The 17,450-nt window shown below is 73.5% G+C and carries 16 protein-coding genes; 5 read left to right on the forward strand and 11 right to left on the reverse strand.

Going from position 1 to position 17,450, the window contains the following annotated elements; genetic code table 11:
• Positions 1-37: 37 nt before the first annotated feature.
• Together ACH495_RS20495 and ACH495_RS20500 are read right to left on the reverse strand one after the other, a co-directional pair.
• Entirely contained in the window at positions 38-913 is an 876-nt protein-coding gene (locus ACH495_RS20495) for a transglycosylase SLT domain-containing protein (RefSeq protein ID WP_396859322.1), read from the reverse strand.
• A gap of 32 nt (positions 914-945) precedes the next feature.
• Positions 946-2,460: a DedA family protein gene (locus tag ACH495_RS20500; protein WP_396859323.1), complete on the reverse strand. Its 1,515-nt coding sequence runs from the start codon at positions 2,458-2,460 to the stop codon at positions 946-948.
• A gap of 131 nt (positions 2,461-2,591) precedes the next feature.
• Between ACH495_RS20500 and typA the strand changes: the two genes are divergently transcribed.
• Positions 2,592-4,457, forward strand: a complete 1,866-nt coding sequence (gene typA, locus ACH495_RS20505) for a translational GTPase TypA (protein WP_396859324.1) — start codon at positions 2,592-2,594, stop codon at positions 4,455-4,457.
• A 106-nt stretch (positions 4,458-4,563) separates the two neighbouring features.
• On the opposite strand, the gene ACH495_RS20510 is transcribed toward typA, so the two are convergent.
• The gene (locus ACH495_RS20510; RefSeq protein WP_396859325.1) at positions 4,564-5,229 is read right to left on the reverse strand and encodes a class I SAM-dependent methyltransferase; all 666 of its coding nucleotides are present in this window, start codon (positions 5,227-5,229) and stop codon (positions 4,564-4,566) included.
• A 70-nt stretch (positions 5,230-5,299) separates the two neighbouring features.
• On the opposite strand from ACH495_RS20510, the gene ACH495_RS20515 reads away from it, so the two are divergent.
• Positions 5,300-6,166, forward strand: coding sequence for a serine hydrolase (locus tag ACH495_RS20515; RefSeq protein WP_396859326.1), 867 nt, complete (start codon positions 5,300-5,302; stop codon positions 6,164-6,166).
• Between the two features lie 4 nt (positions 6,167-6,170).
• Here the strand turns inward: ACH495_RS20515 and ACH495_RS20520 are convergent, their stop codons facing one another.
• Positions 6,171-6,968, reverse strand: a complete 798-nt coding sequence (locus tag ACH495_RS20520; RefSeq protein WP_396859327.1) for a tyrosine-protein phosphatase — start codon at positions 6,966-6,968, stop codon at positions 6,171-6,173.
• Between the two features lie 43 nt (positions 6,969-7,011).
• Here ACH495_RS20520 and ACH495_RS20525 point away from each other — a divergent pair, with 43 nt between their 5' ends.
• Entirely contained in the window at positions 7,012-8,109 is a 1,098-nt protein-coding gene (locus ACH495_RS20525) for a mandelate racemase/muconate lactonizing enzyme family protein (protein WP_396859328.1), read from the forward strand.
• Between the two features lie 56 nt (positions 8,110-8,165).
• On the forward strand, positions 8,166-9,080 hold the full coding sequence (locus ACH495_RS20530) for an NlpC/P60 family protein (protein WP_396859329.1): 915 nt from the start codon (positions 8,166-8,168) through the stop codon (positions 9,078-9,080).
• A 42-nt stretch (positions 9,081-9,122) separates the two neighbouring features.
• Here the strand turns inward: ACH495_RS20530 and ACH495_RS20535 are convergent, their stop codons facing one another.
• The 3 genes from ACH495_RS20535 to pnuC all read right to left on the reverse strand — a co-directional run bounded on the left by ACH495_RS20535 (position 9,123) and on the right by pnuC (position 12,294).
• Positions 9,123-10,121 (reverse strand): TerC family protein, encoded by a 999-nt coding sequence (locus ACH495_RS20535; protein WP_396859330.1) that lies wholly within the window; start codon positions 10,119-10,121, stop codon positions 9,123-9,125.
• Positions 10,122-10,561: 440 nt separating this feature from the next.
• Positions 10,562-11,638 carry an AAA family ATPase gene (locus ACH495_RS20540; protein ID WP_396859554.1) on the reverse strand — a complete coding sequence of 359 codons (1,077 nt, stop codon included), beginning with the start codon at positions 11,636-11,638 and terminating at the stop codon, positions 10,562-10,564.
• A 2-nt stretch (positions 11,639-11,640) separates the two neighbouring features.
• On the reverse strand, positions 11,641-12,294 hold the full coding sequence (gene pnuC / locus ACH495_RS20545) for a nicotinamide riboside transporter PnuC (protein WP_396859331.1): 654 nt from the start codon (positions 12,292-12,294) through the stop codon (positions 11,641-11,643).
• A 74-nt stretch (positions 12,295-12,368) separates the two neighbouring features.
• Between pnuC and ACH495_RS20550 the strand changes: the two genes are divergently transcribed.
• Entirely contained in the window at positions 12,369-12,662 is a 294-nt protein-coding gene (locus ACH495_RS20550) for an antibiotic biosynthesis monooxygenase family protein (protein ID WP_396859332.1), read from the forward strand.
• A 126-nt stretch (positions 12,663-12,788) separates the two neighbouring features.
• On the opposite strand, the gene ACH495_RS20555 is transcribed toward ACH495_RS20550, so the two are convergent.
• From ACH495_RS20555 to uvrB, 4 genes are all read right to left on the reverse strand, one after another.
• Positions 12,789-13,679: a DUF5753 domain-containing protein gene (locus ACH495_RS20555; RefSeq protein ID WP_396859333.1), complete on the reverse strand. Its 891-nt coding sequence runs from the start codon at positions 13,677-13,679 to the stop codon at positions 12,789-12,791.
• 84 nt (positions 13,680-13,763) lie between these two features.
• Complete coding sequence (locus ACH495_RS20560; protein ID WP_396859334.1) at positions 13,764-14,132, reverse strand: VOC family protein; 369 nt, start codon at positions 14,130-14,132, stop codon at positions 13,764-13,766.
• A 23-nt stretch (positions 14,133-14,155) separates the two neighbouring features.
• The gene (locus ACH495_RS20565) at positions 14,156-14,989 is read right to left on the reverse strand and encodes a helix-turn-helix domain-containing protein (protein WP_396859335.1); all 834 of its coding nucleotides are present in this window, start codon (positions 14,987-14,989) and stop codon (positions 14,156-14,158) included.
• Between the two features lie 25 nt (positions 14,990-15,014).
• On the reverse strand, positions 15,015-17,126 hold the full coding sequence (gene uvrB, locus ACH495_RS20570) for an excinuclease ABC subunit UvrB (RefSeq protein ID WP_396859336.1): 2,112 nt from the start codon (positions 17,124-17,126) through the stop codon (positions 15,015-15,017).
• Positions 17,127-17,450 lie beyond the last annotated feature (324 nt).

The raw sequence follows: 17,450 nt of genomic DNA on the forward strand, positions 1-17,450 counted from the left end.
GTCGGCAGCACGCCGGCGCCCGGCCGGGGCGGGCCGCTCAGAAGCCGAGACACTCGCAGCTGGTCATCAGGTCGCGGACGTTGTAGACGTACTGCGGGTTGGGGATCGCCAGCGGCCTCCCCTCCCGGGCCACCGCGGCGTGCCCGTAGTTGTACGCCGAGATCACGGCGTTGAGCAGGCAGGAATCCAGCTCGGCGGTGCACAGCGAGGCGTCCAGCCGGTAGTCCGACTCGAAGTACATGTCGCCGATGTACTTCGTCAGCCAGGCCAGGTAGGTGCCGCCCAGGTAGGCGTTGTCCCGGTAGTCGTCGATGTCGTACGACTGCTCGAACCGCTGGTTCATCCACTCCGCGGTGGCCGGCATGACCTGCATCAGCCCGACGCCGCCGTCGCAGGCGACGATCGTCGACTGCCAGCCGCTCTCCTGCCAGGCGGTCGCCTTCATCAGCGTCGACGGGATCCGGATGTCCGGCGCGGACGTGGGCCAGTAGGTGCGGGCCGCGGCGTCGGCCAGCGCCGCCTTCACCTGGCTCTGCGTCGCCTTGGTGCCCCGGTGGGTCGGCTTGCAGCCGCTGGGCGCCGGCTTCGGCGGGGGCGGCGGCACCCGGGTCTCGGTCGGCGGCTTCGGCCGGGCCAACGGCGCGGTGGACGTGCGGGACGGCTTCGGGCGTGGCTTCGCGCTCGCCTTCGCGCTGGGGCTGGGCTTGCCGCCCATCGCCGCGACCGCCGGCGGCGCCTCACTCGGCGCGTCGGCCGGCGCCTCCGCCGGCTCCTCGGCCGGCGCCGCCGCCGTGGGCAGCTCCGCCGCCACCTCACGAACCGGCGGTTCCTCGCCGCCGCATCCGGTCACCGTGCCCGCCGCCAGCAGTGCCACCACCGCAGCCGCGGCCCACCGGCCGACTCCTCGCCGCATCGAACCTCCCCGTGGTCCCCGTCCGGCGCACCCTAGCAGGGATCGACGGGGGTCCGGGGCCCCCGCGACCACGGCCGGCGGGCCCGCGGCCGGGGCGGTCGCTCCGCCGGGTCCGGTCCGGCCGGGTCCGCCGGGATGGACGGGCCGGCTCCCGCGCCCGTCGGGCCGGGCGGGCCGGGGTCCGCGGCGCCCGGCCGACCGTTGCCGCTCGTAGCCCGGTTCCGGGTCGACCAGGCGATCACGAACACGGCGGTCCAGGCGGCGCCCAGCAGCACCGACGAGGCGGTGCCGCTGGCCGTGCTCCAGCCCAGGTAGAGCCGCGCGCCGGCGACCGCGACCACGCCGACCGAGGCGGCCGTCCAGACCGCCACCCCGACCGGCCAGCGCGCCCCGCGCGACAGCAGCCACGCCAGCGTGCCGAAACTCGCCGTCACCACCGCGTTCTGACCCGGGAACAGGTCACGGACCCGGTCCGGGACGCCCGGACCGGTGAGGTCGACCACCCCCACCAGCACCACCAGCGGCACCGCCGCCCCGACCGTGCCGACCAGCCCGAGCAGGTCCGCCCGCCAGGGCCGGTGCCGCCGGGCCACCACCGCCGCCACCACTGCCACCGCGGTGATCAGCACCCAGCCGCGCAGCACCGACACGACGGCCAGGGCCGCGTCCGCCACCCCCGGGGTACGCCGGGCGGCGAACCAGTCGCCGACCAGCCCGTCGAGCACCCCGAGCCCGCTGTGCCGGACCACCGCGTCCAGCAGGGCGGCCACCGCCAGCCCGGCGGCGAACAGCAGCGCCAACCCGCACGCCAGGTTGACCAGCAGCGCGCCGACCGGGCCGACGCGCATGCCGAGCAGGAAGAACAACACCCCGTACCGGGACCGGAACCAGCGCAGCGGCGGCAGCGCGGCGGCGCGGGCCGCCAGCGCCCGGGCCGGATCCGGGTTACGCCCGAGCCAGCGGCCGGCCAGCACCACGCCGAGCAGGCACAGCAGCAGCACCAGGACCGCGCCGGTGGCACGACCGAGCAGATCCGACACCCGCTGGTAGGACTCGCCGGCCAGATAACCGGCCAGCACCGAGGCGCCGACCCAGCTCACCACCCCGGCCAGGTTCCACGGTGCGAACCGCCGGTACGACATCCCGGCGCCGCCGGCCAGCCGGGGCGCCAGCGTGCGGGCGAACGCTACCCAGCGGGCGGCCATCATGCCGCGCCCGCCCAGCCGGTCCGACAATTCCTCGGCACGCCGCCACCGGTGCGGCCCGATCCGGGCACCGAGCCCGGAGGCACGCAACCGCGGCCCGTGACGCCGCCCGGCGCGGTAGGCGAGTGTGTCTCCGATCACGGCGGCGGCCGTCATCGCCGCCAGCGCGGGGGCGAGCCGTAGCGTCCCCGCGTACGCTAGGAAGCCGACCAGCAGCAGGGTCGCCTCGCCCGGCACCAGCAGCCCGAAGATCACCGCGGTCTCCCCCGCGACGATCAGCGCGGCGACCAGGTAGATGAGCAGGGGCGGCAGCCCTTGCAGCCAGTTCAGCAGATCAGGCATTCGGCACCCCGCACGGGAGCCAGCATGCCAGTGGCAGGAACGGTCGGCCCAGCACTTTCCACACAGATCCGGGCCATCTCGGGGTGACCCCGAGGCGTGCCCCGGCAACCGCAGACAGGAGTATGGAGGGTATGCAGCTTCGCACCGACCTCCGCAACGTCGCCATCATCGCCCACGTCGACCACGGCAAGACGACCCTGGTCGACGCCATGTTGCGGCAGGCCGGCGCCTACGGCGCCCGCGGCGAGGACACCGAGCGGGTCATGGACTCGATGGACCTCGAGCGGGAGAAGGGCATCACCATCCTCGCCAAGAACACCGGCGTGCGATACCTGCCGGCGGACGGCGACCCGGTCACCATCAACATCATCGACACCCCCGGCCACGCCGACTTCGGTGGTGAGGTCGAGCGCGGCCTGACCATGGTCGACGGCGTCGTCTTGCTGGTCGACGCCAGCGAGGGCCCCCTGCCGCAGACCCGGTTCGTGCTCCGCAAGGCGCTGCGCGCCCGGCTGCCGATCATCCTGGTGATCAACAAGGTGGACCGCCCGGACGCCCGGATCAAGGAGGTCGTGGACGACACCTACGAGCTCTTCCTCGACCTGGACGCCGACGAGGAGCAGATCGACTTCCCGATCGTCTACGCCTGCGCCCGCGACGGCATCGCCTCGCTGACCCAGCCGGCCGACGGCGCGATCCCGGACGACAGCACCAGCCTGGAGCCGCTGTTCCGCACCCTGCTGGACACCATCCCGGCCCCCGCGTTCGACGAGGGCGCGCCACTCCAGGCGCACGTCACCAACCTCGACGCCTCGCCGTTCCTGGGCCGGCTCGCCCTGTGCCGGGTCCGCCAGGGCACGATCAGCAAGGGCCAGACCGTGGCCTGGTGCCGCACCGACGGCAGCACCCAGCGGGTGCGCATCTCCGAGCTGCTGATGACCGAGGGTCTGGAGCGCAAGCCGGCGGAGTCCGCCGGGCCGGGCGACATCATCGCGGTCGCCGGCATCCCGGAGATCATGATCGGCGAGACGCTGGCCGACGCCGAGAACCCGATCCCGCTGCCGCTGATCACGGTGGACGAGCCGGCCATCTCGATGACCATCGGCACCAACACCTCGCCGCTGGTCGGTCGGGTCAAGGGCGCCAAGGTCACCGCCCGGATGGTCAAGGACCGGCTCGACAAGGAGCTGATCGGCAACGTGTCGCTGCGGGTGCTGCCCACCGAGCGGCCGGACGCCTGGGAGGTGCAGGGCCGTGGCGAGCTGGCCCTGGCGATCCTGGTCGAGCAGATGCGCCGCGAGTCCTACGAGCTGACCGTCGGCAAGCCGCAGGTGGTCACCAAGGAGATCGACGGCAAGACCTGCGAGCCGGTCGAGCGGCTCACCATCGACGCCCCCGAGGAATACCTCGGCGCGATCACCCAGCTCCTCGCGACCCGCAAGGGCCGGATGGAGCAGCTGGTCAACCACGGCACCGGCTGGATCCGGATGGAGTGGCTGGTCCCGGCGCGCGGCCTGATCGGCTTCCGCACCGAGTTCCTCACCGACACCCGGGGCACCGGCATCCTGCACCACGTCTTCGAGTCGTACGAGCCGTGGTTCGGCGAGCTGCGTACCCGCAACAACGGTTCGCTGGTGGCCGACCGGGCGGGCGCGGTCACCTCGTTCGCCATGATCAACCTTCAGGAGCGCGGCCAGCTCTTCGTCGAGCCGACCACCGAGGTGTACGAGGGCATGATCGTCGGGGAGAACTCCCGCTCCGACGACATGGACGTCAACATCACCAAGGAGAAGAAGCTCACCAACATGCGGGCGTCGACCTCCGACGAGACCGAGAAGCTGATCCCGCCGCGCAAGCTGTCGCTGGAGCAGGCGCTCGAGTTCTGCCGCGAGGACGAGTGCGTCGAGGTCACCCCGACCTCGGTGCGCATCCGCAAGGTGGTCCTCGACCAGCAGCAGCGCGGCCGGGCAGCGGCCCGCCGCAAGCACGCCGGCTGACCCACCCGCTCCGCGTACCGCACTTTCACGGAAAGAGTGGCCACTCCCCGGGGAATGGCCACTCTTTCCGTGCATCAGCGAGCCCGGTGGGGGGTGGGGGTGGGGGTCAGGCGGGCTTGGTGGCGGCGAAGGCCAGGACGTCGGGGACCGGGCCGGAGCCGGACTCGACCACCCGGTCGAGCACCAAGCCGGTGGCCGTGCCGGCGGTGAGCAGGTCGGCCAGCGGCAGGTGCCAGGCCCCCACCCGGGCCCGCACCCCGGCGGCGTTCCACGAGCGGACCGTGCGCTCCCGCTCGGCGTAGCCGCCGTCGATCACGATGCGCTCCGGCTCGGACCGGTCGGCGAACGCGCCGACGAAGCACGGATGCACGCCGACGTGCACCAGCCGGCCGCCCGGCGCCAGCACCCGGGCCATTTCCGCGAGCGCCGCCGGATAGTCCGGCATGTCGGTGTGCGCCAGCACGCAGACCGCGGCCGGCACCGCGCCGTCGGCCAACGGCAGCGCGGTCGCGTCGGCGCGGGCCACCGGCAGCCGGGCCCGGGCGTGGCGGAGCTGCCCGGCCGACAGGTCCACGCCCACCGGCGTCCAGCCCAGCCGGGCCAGCTCGGCGGCGTGCGCGCCGGTGCCGCAGCACAGGTCCAGGCACCGCCCGGGGCCCGCACCCAGCAACTCCGCCAGCACCGACCGGACCCGATCCATGTACGGGCCGGAGGTGTCGCTGGCGTACTCCTCGTACCAGTCCGCGATGTCGTCGTACAAGGCGGTCGCCATCCCCGCACGTTAACGCCGTACCGGCCGCACCGCAGCCCCGCGCGCCGGGCGGTTCCGCTACGGTCGGCCCATGATCTGGGACGAACTCGACATGCACCTGGACCGGGTGCCCGGCACCGTCTCCGCGTACGTCGGGCGTCCCGGTGCCCGACCCACCTGGACGCGGCGGGCCGACGCCACCCACTACGCGGCGAGCACCATGAAGGTCGCCGTGCTGGTGGCGCTGCACCGGGCCGCTGAGGCCGGCCGGCTCGACCTGGACGCGCCGGTGCCGGTGCGCAACTCGTTCGACTCCGCGCGGCCCGACGCGCCCCGGTTCGCCAACAACCGCGACTACGACAACGACGAGGCGGTCTGGGACGCCGTCGGCGGCAGCGCTCCGCTGCGCTGGCTCGCCGAGCGGATGATCATCCGGTCCAGCAACCTGGCCACCAACCTCTGCATCGGCCAGGTCGGGCTGCCCGCCGTGGCGGAGGCGTGGACGCTGGCCGGCGCGCGGCACAGCGTCACCGGCCGCGGCATCGAGGACTTCGCCGCCCGCGACGCCGGCATCGACAACCTGGTCACCGCCGCCGACCTGGCCGCCCTCCTCGGCGAGCTGGCACTGGGCGCGAGCCGGCCCGGTCCGCTCGCCTCGCCGGCCGGCTGCGCGGCCATGCTCGACGTGCTCGTCGCCCAGGAGCACCGCGAGGACCTGGCCGCCGGGCTGCCCGACGGCACCCGCATCGCGCACAAGAACGGCTGGGTACGCGGCGTCCGCCACGGCGCCGGCGTGGTCTTCCCGGACGACGCGCCGCCGTACGCCGTCGTGGTGTGCACGACCACCGACCTGGCCGACGGCGGCGCGGACGGCGAGCAGGTCGAGGACGACGCCTGCCGGCTGATCGCGCACGTCAGCGCGCGGGTGTGGGACGCCCGGCACGAGCTGGCCGGCTGAGCCGCTACGCCAGCAACCGCTCCCGCAACGCGGCGCGCAGCTCGTCGGTCACGCCCAGACCGTCGCGCAGGTACGCCTCGAACGAGCCGTGCACCCGGCGCACCTCGTCGTACGCGGCGTCCAGGTACTCCGGGCGCACCTCCAGCAGCGGCCGGGCCGCCGCCGGGTCGAGGTCCGGCCGACGCCGCGTCATCGCCGCCAGCAGCACCTCGCGCAGGCTCTCGGTCAACTCGTTGTGCCGCAGGTAGTCGGCCCGGATCGCCGGCTCCTCGACGCCCAGCGCGGTCAGCAGCACCACCGACAGCCACCCGGTGCGGTCCTTGCCGGCGGAGCAGTGGAACAGCAACGGCAGGTGCGCGCCGTCGGCGGCCAGCCGCACCGCCGCGCCGAACCCCGCCCGCGCCGGTTCCCCGGTGACGAACCAGCGGTAGATCGCCGTCATCGCCCCCGGCATGCCCTCGCGGGCCAGCTCCGCGTACGCGTCCAGGTCGTGCCCCTGCAACACGGCCGAGACGTACGTGAACACCGGGTGGGCCGCGTCGTACACCGGCAGGTGCACCACGCGGGGTTCGCCCACCAGCCGGTCCGGTGGGGCCACCTCCTGCTCCTGCGCGGCGCGCAGGTCCACCACGCAGGCCACGCCGAGCTTGCCCAGCACCGGCAGGTCCTCGTCGGTCAGCCGGCCCAGCGCCGCGGTGCGGACGAGCCGCCCGGCGCGGACCCGCCGCCCGTCGGTCGTCGGCAACCCGCCCAGGTCGCGGGCGTTCGGCGCGCCCACCAGCTCCCAGTCCCGCCCGGTCATCGGCCCTCCCCTGCTCGCCGCCAGTGCCTATAGGGTGCCCCACATGACGATCGCGGCGGTACGCACCCACCGGCTCTCGGCCCCCTTACACACCCCGTTCGTCACCGCGCTGCGCAGCACCACCACCACGGAGACCCTGGTCGTCGAGGTGATCGACACCGACGGCCGGTCCGGGTTCGGCGAGGCCCCGCAGGTCTGGCAGGTCACCGGCGCGTCGATCGGCGGCGCCGAGGCGTGCGTCCGCGAACTGCTCGCGCCGCTGCTGACCGGACGCGACGCGGACGACCTCCAGGCCCGCTGCGGGCAGGTGCGCGGGGCCGTGGTGGGCAACGAGTCGGCGAAGGCGGCAGTGGACGTGGCGCTGCACGACCTGGCCGCGCGGCGACTCGGCGTACCCCTGGTGCGGCTGCTGGGCGGCACCGCGCTGCGCGTCCCGACGGACGTCACGCTGGCCGCCGGCGACGCGGTCGACCTGGCCGCGGCGGCCGGCCGGCGGCGGGCCGAGGGTTTCACCGTGCTGAAGCTCAAGGTGGGCACCGACGCCGCGGGCGACCTGGACCGGGTCCGCTCGGTGCGCGCCGCCGTCGGCCCGGACGTGCGGATCCGGCTGGACGCCAACCAGGGCTGGACGCCGCGCGAGGCGGTCCGGGTGATCCGTGGCATCTCGGACGCCGGGCTCGACGTCGAACTGGTCGAGCAGCCGGTGCACCGCCGCGACCTGGACGGGTTGGCCTGGGTCAGCGACCGGGTGGACGTGCCGATCCTCGCCGACGAGTCGGTCTTCGACGTGCGGGACCTGGTCGAGGTGATCCGCCGCCGGGCGGCCGACATGGTCAACGTCAAGCTGGCCAAGTGCGGCGGCCTGCAACCGGCCCGCACGCTGCTCGACCTGGCCGCCGCGCACGGCATGGGCACGATCGTCGGTTCCATGATGGAGGGTCCGATCGGCGTGGGCGCGGCCGCCAGCCTGGCCGCCGCGCACGGCACCACGGCCGTGTCGGACCTCGACGCCGCCTGGTGGCTCGCCTGGTCGCCGGTCACCGGCGGGCTCCGGTACGAGGGCGCGAGCGTGCTGCTGCCGAACGCGCCGGGGCTCGGGATCACCGACGTGAATGAAGCTAAGGTTCAGCACCGCAGTTGAGTGTCGGCGGATTTTTTCATAGGGTCGCCCACAGAAGCGTGGGAGGAGGGGTGCACATGGCGCCTCAACCGGGCCACCAGGCCGTCGTACGGGTCCCGGTGGCGACCCTCTGGACCGCGCCCGAGGCGGTGCGTCCGATCGACCGCCCCGCTCTCGCCGACGCCCCCGACGTGGCCGCCTGGGTCGCCGGAATGGACCGCGACCAGCAGGTCGGCGACTGCGTCCTGACCCAGCTCCTGCTCGGCGAGCCGGTGCTGGTGACCGAGACCCGACCGGACGGCTGGGTCCGGGTGCTCGCCCTCGGCCAACCCGCCGCCAAGCTCGACGTCCGCGGCTACCCGGGCTGGCTGCGCGCCGCCCACCTCACCACACCCACCGACGCGCCGTCCGCCGGCGCGCTGGTGGTCGACGTCGGCCGCACCACGCTGCACGCCGCCGCCGGCGGCCCCCCGGACCTCACCGGCGTGGTGCTCGGCACCCGTCTCGCCTCCGCCGGGCGGCCGGTGGACGGGTGGCGGCCGGTCCGGGTGCCCGGTCGGGCCGATCCGCTCTGGGCGCCGGAGGGCGACCTGGTGCCGCTGCCCGGAGAGCGGCCCGAGGCCAAGGAGGTGCTCGCGGTCGCCGACCGGCTGCGCGACCTGGTCTACGTCTGGGGCGGCCTGTCCACCGACGGCATCGACTGCTCCGGGCTGGTGCACCTGGCCTGGCGGCGGTACGGCGTCACGCTGCCCCGCGACGCGGACGACCAGGCCGAGGCGACCACGCCACTGGCGCTGGACGACGAGCGCCCCGGCGACCTCTATTTCTTCGCCCGCCCCGGCCGGCGCATCCACCACGTCGGCATCGTCACGGCCGAGCCGCACGGCGGCCGGCGCCGGATGTTGAACGCCTGCTACCTGACCCGCCGGGTGGTCGAGGAGGAACTGCCCCCGGACCGGGTCGCCACCCTGGTCGGCGCGCACCGCGTCTGACCCGGGTGTCCGGGGCGGGACCGCCCCGGACACCCGATGCGGTCAGCGGCGCGCCTCGGCCAGTTCCCGGCGCCGGTCCCGCGACGACTTGGCCAGGCTCGCCACCGTGGCCACGGCCAGGGTGCCGAGGATGACGGTCAGCGAGAGCCAGATCGGGATGTGCGGCGCCCAGCCCACGTGCTCGCCGCCGTTGATGAACGGCAGGTTGTTGTCGGCCAACGCCTCCAGGACCAGCTTCACGCCGATGAAGCCGAGCACCACGGCCAGCCCGTAGCTGAGGTAGATGAGCCGGTCCAGCAGGCCGCCCAGCAGGAAGTAGAGCTGCCGCAACCCCATCAGCGCGAAGACGTTCGCGGTGAACACGAGGTATGGCTCCTGGGTGATGCCGAAGATCGCCGGAATCGAGTCGAGCGCGAAGATGAGGTCGGTGGTGCCGATCGCGATCATCACGATCAGCATCGGGGTGAACAACCGCCGCCCGTTCTCCCGGGTGGTCATCTTCGCCCCGTCGAAGTCCCGGGACAGCGGCAACGCCTTGCGGCTCCACCGAATCAGCAGGTTCTCGCTGAACTCGTCCTCGTCCGGCTCACCCTGCCGGGCCAGGTTCACCGCGGTGTAGATCAGGAACGCGCCGAAGATGTAGAACACCCAGGAGAACTGGGAGATCAGCGCCGCACCGGCCGCGATGAACCCGCCGCGCATGACCAGCGCCAGCAGGATGCCGATGAGCAACACCTTCTGCTGGTACTGCCGGGGCACCCCGAAGCGGGCCATGATGATCACGAAGACGAAGAGGTTGTCCACCGAGAGGCTGTACTCGGTGAGCCAGCCGGTGTAGAACTGGCCGGCCACGCTCGGCCCGGCCGTCAACCAGAGCACCACGCCGAAGAGCAGTGCCAGCACCACGTAGAAGCCGACCCACAGGCTGGACTCGCGGACGCTGGGCTCATGCGGGCGGCGGCCGATGATGAACAGGTCGGCGAGCAGGACCGCGATCATCGCGGTCAGGGTTACCGCCCACACCAATGCGGACACGTTCAAATCCATCCTCCGGCAGACACGCAGCGTCGGGCACACCGTACGCCGGGTGTGGGGCCGGGGTGCGTCGACGCTGACTGTGGTGACTGTCGGAGGTCTCTTCCGCCGGAACCCGGGTGGGCTCCGACCGACGGAGCCGGGTCGAGCCACCGGGGGGTGCTGGCGCTCTTCCGTGCTGACGACTCCGTCGCGGGGGAATACTCCCCTCCTCGGCCGCCATTGTTCACCATCCCGACCCGGTAGCGCATCTCCGGGCGCCGATCTGCCGTCTTCAGGTGCCACGACTCACGTTGCGCAGTGCGTCCTAGGAGGCTAGCCTTTCTGTCCCAGGGTCGGTGGAAACAGCGTTCGCTGGGCGGGGCCCAGGCAGCTCTCGGGTGGCGGACAGCACCGCCGGGTGCCGGCGGTGCTCGGCACCCTCCGGTCCGGTGCAGACGAGGGCTTCAGTGGGCGGGCAGCACCGGGTCGGTGAACGCCCACCCGGCGGCGAGCAGATCCTCGACCACGGTGACCGCGGTGGCCAGCCGCTCCTCGTGCGTGCCGCGCAGCTCGACCACCGGCACCCCGCCCCCGGCCAGTTCCGCCCGGAACCGCCCGGTCATCCATGCCCGCAGGTGTTCCCCGTCGCGCAGGCCGTCGTCGGCGAAGGGCACACCCTCGTGGTCGGTGAGCAGGTAGAGCGCCGGGCGGCGCGCAGCGGCCCGGACCTCGGCCGACGACGAACCCAGGTAGCGCTCCTCCCAGATCGCGGTGGCCCGGGCGTCGGTGTCGCAGAACAGCAGCGGGCCGCTGACCCGGGCCGCGGCGTCCTCGGCCGCCTGCTGCTCGCGCACCACCTCGACGAAGTCGTCCCGGTCCCAGGTGACGTCGAAGACGGTCGCGTCCGGCCGGGAACGGCGCAGCGCGGCCAGCTTGCGGGCGGTCAGCTCGCGGCCGTACTCGGGCACCCAGGCGGTGCGGAAGTGCTCCGCCAGCGCCCGCGCCATGGTCGTGGTGCCGGTGGACTCCGCGCCGACCACCACCACGCGGCGGACCAGCCACGCCCGCACCGGCGCGCTCAGCCACCGCCAGTGCGCCGCCGGGTCCGCGCGCACCGCCGTGCCGGAGACCGGCACCGCCCGCCGCCGCGGATCCACGTCGACCGCGACCGCGCCGAACCGACGGGCCAGTTCCGCGCCGTACACCTCGGAGGAGAAGACGGCGTCCACCCGCTCACCGCCCAGCGCGTCGGCGAACACCGCGCAGTGCAGATCCCACACCGCCGGGTCGGCGTAGTCGACCGGGTGGTCGTCGTGCCGGCCGACGAACCGCACCCACGGGGTGCCGGCGTGCACCTCGCGCAGCCAGGCCAGCCGCAGGTCCAACGGGATCGACTCGCGCCGGGACGGCGCCACCACCACGGTCACCGCCGCGCAGCGGGCCGCGGCGGCCTCGATGAGCGCGTGGTGCCCGGCGTGCGGGGGATAGAACTTGCCGACCACCAGGCCGTGCCGGAACCGTCGCGGGCCCGTCCCGGCCATGCTCACGCGGCCACCGGCGCCGGACCCGGCGGCACCGGCGTGGCCGCCACGCGCCGGCGCAGGTCCGCCCGCCAGGCCCGCAACCCCACCACGCAGAGGGCCAGGAAGATCAGGTACAGGCCGCCGGTCAGCCACAGCCCCTTGTACGCGTAGAGCGGGATGTAGATCAGGTCGGCGGCGATCCACAGCCACCAGCTCTCCACCAGCTTGCGGGTCTGGCCGTAGGTGGCCAGCAGCGACAACGCGGTGGTGACCGCGTCGGCCAGCGGGACGGTCGAGTCGGTCGCCCGGTCCAGGAACGCCCACAGACCGGCGGTGAGCAGCAGCCCGGCCAGGCCCAGCGCCCACCACTCCCGCCGCCCGGTGCGGGCCACCGTGAGCCGGCTGCGCCGGGCGCCACCGAACAGCCAGTGCCACCAGCCGTAGACCCCGAGCGCCACGTAGACCACTTGCAGGCCGGCGTCGGCGTACAGGCCGGCGGTCCAGAACAGCACCATCAGCAGCAGCACGTTGGCGATGCCGACGGCCCAGTTCGCGATGTGCTGGCGGGCGACCAACCAGACGTTGACCACGCCGGTGACGAAGCCGAGCAGCTCGGCCCAGGTGGTGCCGGCGCCGAGCACGGTGAACGCGGTGCCGGTGAGCCAGTCGAGCATGTAGATGTCCCTCCCCCGCCGCCGGAGCGCCCCCGGAGCGTACCGGGGGAGGCCGGGCATGGGAGGCTTCGGGCATGGTTCTTGAGGTCGCGCTGATCGACGTGACGCCCGGACACGAGGACGACTTCGCCGCCGCCTACGCGCAGGCGCGTCCGATCCTCGCCGAGGCGCAGGGTTGCCGCTCGGTACGGATGACCCGCGGGGTGGAGTCGCCCACCCGGTTCGTGCTGCTGGTCGAGTGGGACTCGGTGGAGGCGCACGACGTGCACTTCCGGCAGACCGAGCGCTTCGCGCGGTGGCGTGGGCTGATCGGCCCGTACTTCGCCGGCCCGCCGCTGGTCGAGCACTTCGTCGACGTGCCGGCCTGAACTGTCGTACCCCTGGCGTAGCCTGCGCGTGACGCGCGGTCACCGGTCCCGACGGGCATCGGGGGCGTCGGGCCCGGTGGGCGCGCGGCGCCCCTGTCCAGCTCAGTGGGCGCGCGGCGCGGTGACTCAGCCCGGCTCGCGCGGCCGGGGCACCGGCGCGGAGCCGAGCCGCCGGGCCAGCAGCGCGGCCGTCGCGTCCTCGGGCAGCGCCGCCACGAGCAGCCGCTCGATCACCTGCTCGTAGCGGGCCACATCCGCCTCGGCGACCAGCCGCAGGTCGGTGGTGAGCGTCTCCACCAGCACGGTGCGCGGGTCGTCCGGGTCGGGATAGGCGTAGTAGGAGAACGGCGCCAACGGGTGCAGGACCTCGCCGGACGAGGCGTCACGCGGCAACACCCGGACGGTGACGTACGAGCGTTCGGTCAGCGCCAGCAGGTGCCGCAACTGCTCCCGCCACACCTCGACCGGCAGGCCGCCCGGCTCGCACGCCCGCTCGTCGATCAACGCGGTGTAGTGCGGCGGGTCCGGCCGGACCAGCAACTCCTGGCGCACCGCCCGGGCGCGGACGTCGGCCTCCACGTCCACCTCGTCGGCGAGCGACGCGCCCGCCGACACCCGCAGCCGGGCGTACGCCGGGGTCTGCAACAGGCCGGGCACGAACGCCGGCTGGTATTCCACGATGCGCTCGGCGCCGGCCTCCAACTCCGCGTACGCCCGCTGCCGCTCCCCCATCTCGCCGAGCGCCTTGGACCAGCCGCGCCCGGTGGCGGCGTCGCGGGCGATGACGATCAGATCGTCCCGCTGGTGCGGTGGCACCGCGTAGACGTCGAGCAGGTCGAGCACGTCGGCCAGGTCCGGCCGGCTCTGACCCAGCTCGATGCGGGACAGTTTCGACGTGGACGCCCAGCCGAGCCGGGCGCAGACCTGCTCGAGCGTCAGTGACTCACGGCGGCGCAGCCGGCGCAGCTCGACACCGAGCCGCACCCGCCGGACGACCGGACTTGCTGACATCGGCATGCGCTCCTCCCAGGGTGGGAGCGTACGCATGACCATCACACACGGCAATACCTCGCTCGCGCAGAGCGACAGACGCCGGCCGGGTCAGGGATGGTAGGTGCCGAAGGACCAGACCACGCCGACCAGGTCACGGGCCGCGTAGTCGCGGGACCCGTAGTCGGTGTCGAACGGCGACCGGACGATCTCCGCGCCGGCCTCACGGGCCCGCCGGTGATGCGCGTCCACGTCGTCGACCGCCAGGTAGACGCGGTAGTCGTCGTCGGCCGGGCGGCTCACCGGCGCGGGCCCCGCCCCGATCATGACCAGGCCGTCGCCGTGACCCAGCTCGGCGTGGCGCACCGTGCCGTCGGGCTCCTCGTAGAGTTCGTGGACCGTGAGGCCGAACGCCGACCGGAGGAAGTCGACGGCGGCGCGGACGTCGGGATACCGGAGAACCGGGTAGATGCTTGGCATGCCACCAGCGTGCCGCGCGCCGGTCAGCCCGGATAGGACGGATGTGATCCGGGCCGGGCCAGCACCGCCGGCGTGGCGCCGGCGAACGCCTGGAACTCCCGGATCAGGTGCGACTGGTCGTAGTAGCCCCAGCGGGTCGCCCGCTCCGCCCAGCCCGCCCCGCCCGCGCCGGCGGCCGGCGCGATGAGCACCGTGCGGCCGAGACTGGCGTACGCCCGCTCGAAACGCAGCAGCCGGGCCACCGTCCTCGGCGGCAGCCCGAACTCCTGGCGGAACCGGACCGCCAGGTGACGACGGGACCAGCCGATCTCGTCGGCCAGCGCGGCGACGCCGACCGCTCCCCCGCTGGCGTCGAGCCGCCGCCACGCCGCCAGCAGCCGGCGGTCGACCGGGCCGGTGGCGGCCAGCCGGGCGGCGAAGGCGGCGTCGAGCCGGGCGAAGCGCTCCGGCCAGCCGGCCGCGCCGGCCAGCTCGTCCCGCAGGTCGGCCAGCCAGCCGGCGACCCGGTCGACCGGCACCACCCGGTTGGCCAGCTCACCGAGCGGCAGCCCGAGCACCCGCCGCGCCGCCGGCGCGGTCAGGATCACCTGCACGCCGGCGCCCGCCCCGTCGGTGCGGGTGGCGCACCACCCGTCGAACGGACCGGCCAGGAACGCGTTGCCGGACGCGCCCCGGCCGGTCACCCGTGGATCGCGTACGTCGAGCGGGGCACCCCAGCCCAGGATCAGCACCACGAACGCGCCGGCCACCTCGCGGCGCACCAGCGGAGCCGGCGCGTCCTCCCGGTAGCCGAGGTAGCGGTCCACCCACTGCCGCAGCCTGGCGTCGGGACGCCCGGTCACCGCCTCGGTCAGCATCCCGCCCTCCCGGCCGGCGCGCCGGTCACCGCACCCCGGCGGCGTCCATCCCGCGCAACTCCTTCTTGAGATCGGCGACCTCGTCGCGGATCCGCGCCGCCAGCTCGAATTGGAGTTCCCGCGCGGCCGCCAGCATCTGGTCGTTGAGCTCCTGGATGAGGTTGGCCAGGTCGGCCCGGGCCATCCCCTCCCGGGACGGGGTCGCCGCGCCGCCCCGGCCACCCCGGCTGCGGGTCTCCTTGACCGGCGCCTTGCCCCGGGACAGTTGCCGCGCGGCGCCGCCGACGGTGGTGGCCTCGGTGTCCTCCGCCTCGCGGTAGATGTCGTCGAGGATGTCGTAGATCTTCTTGCGCAGCGGCTCGGGGCTGATCCCGTGGGCCTCGTTGTGGGCGATCTGCTTGGCCCGACGCCGGTCGGTCTCGTCGATCGCCGCCGCCATCGACGGGGTGATCTTGTCGGCGTACATGTGGACCTGGCCGGAGACGTTCCGGGCCGCGCGGCCGATGGTCTGGATCAGCGACCGGCCGCTGCGCAGGAAGCCCTCCTTGTCGGCGTCGAGGATCGCCACCAGGGAGACCTCGGGCAGGTCGAGGCCCTCCCGGAGCAGGTTGATGCCGACCAGCACGTCGTAGTCGCCCTTGCGCAGCTCGCTCAGCAGCTCGACCCGGCGCAGCGTGTCCACCTCGGAGTGCAGGTAACGCACCCGGATGCCGTTCTCCAGCAGGTAGTCGGAGAGGTCCTCGGCCATCTTCTTGGTCAGCGTGGTGACCAGCACCCGCTCGTCCCGCTCGGTGCGCAGCTTGATCTCGTGCATGAGGTCGTCGATCTGCCCCTTGGTCGGCTTCACCACCACCTCGGGATCGACCAGGCCGGTCGGCCGGATGACCTGCTCGACGAACTCGCCCTGGGCCTGCTCCAGCTCCCACGGGCCCGGGGTGGCGGAGAGGAAGACCGACTGGCCCACCCGCTCCAGGTATTCGTCGAAGCGCAGCGGCCGGTTGTCGGCGGCGCTGGGCAGCCGGAAGCCGTGGTCGATCAGCATCCGCTTGCGGGAGGCGTCGCCCTCGTACATGCCGCCGATCTGCGGGATCGTCACGTGCGACTCGTCGACCACGGTGAGGAAGTCGTCGGGGAAGTAGTCGAGCAGGCAGTGCGGCGGGCTGCCGGGCAGCCGGCCGTCCATGTGCATCGAGTAGTTCTCGATGCCGGAGCAGAAGCCGACCTGACGCATCATCTCGATGTCGTAGGTGGTGCGCATCCGCAGCCGCTGCGCCTCCAGCAGCTTGCCCTGCCGGTCCAGCTCGGCCAGCCGCTCGGCCAGCTCGGCCTCGATGTCGCGGATCGCCCGCTCCATCCGCTCCGGGCCGGCCGCGTAGTGCGTGGCCGGGAAGATCACCAGGCTGTCGACCTCACGGACCACGTCCCCGGTCAACGGGTTGAGGTAGTAGAGCTTCTCGATCTCGTCGCCGAACAGCTCGATCCGGACGGCCAGTTCCTCGTACGCCGGGATGATCTCCAGCGTGTCGCCGCGGACCCGGAACGTGCCGCGCTGGAAGGCCATGTCGTTGCGGGTGTACTGAATGTCGACCAGCCGGCGCAGCAACTGGTCGCGGTCGAGCTCCTGCCCCACCTTGGCCCGCACGGCGCGGTCGAGGTATTCCTCCGGCGTGCCCAGACCGTAGATCGCCGACACGGTGGCCACCACGATGACGTCGCGCCGGGTGAGCAGCGACATGGTCGCCGAGTGCCGCAGCCGCTCCACCTCCTCGTTGATCGAGGAGTCCTTCTCGATGTAGGTGTCGGTCTGCGGGATGTAGGCCTCGGGCTGGTAGTAGTCGTAGTAGGAGACGAAGTATTCCACCGCGTTGTGCGGCAGCAGCTCGCCGAACTCCTTGGCGAGCTGGGCGGCGAGCGTCTTGTTGGGCGCGAGCACCAGGGTGGGCCGCTGGAGCCGCTCGACCAGCCACGCCGTGGTGGCGCTCTTGCCGGTGCCGGTCGCGCCCAGCAGCACCGTGTTGCGGTCGCCGCGCCGCACCCGACGCTCAAGATCGTCGATGGCTGCCGGCTGGTCGCCGGCCGGCTGGAAGTCACTGACGACCTGGAAGCGGCCGTCGAGCCGGGGAATGTCGAGCGCCATGCCACCAACGGTACGCCCGCGGTCCGACACTTCCCCGACGACCACGGACCGTCCCTGACCGGCTTCGATATTCCCATTGTGTGGCTCATCTCACCGGACTACCCTCGTACCGTAGGCCGCTCGCGGCGGCCGACCGGGCCGGTGGCCGCCCCCTCGCGGGGCCCGGCTGCCCCCGGCGCCAGGGGCCGCAGCACCCGGGACGACCGGCGTGCGCGCCCACGGTGGTCGCGCTGAGGCGCTCACCGGCCGCCGCGAGCGCCCCTGCCTCGTCACCCGTGACCCCGCCGCCGCGTTCTCCACTCGTGGAGCCCTCTCCCGATCGCC

This window comes from Micromonospora sp. NPDC018662 (assembly GCF_044391475.1).
Classification (GTDB): domain Bacteria; phylum Actinomycetota; class Actinomycetes; order Mycobacteriales; family Micromonosporaceae; genus Micromonospora.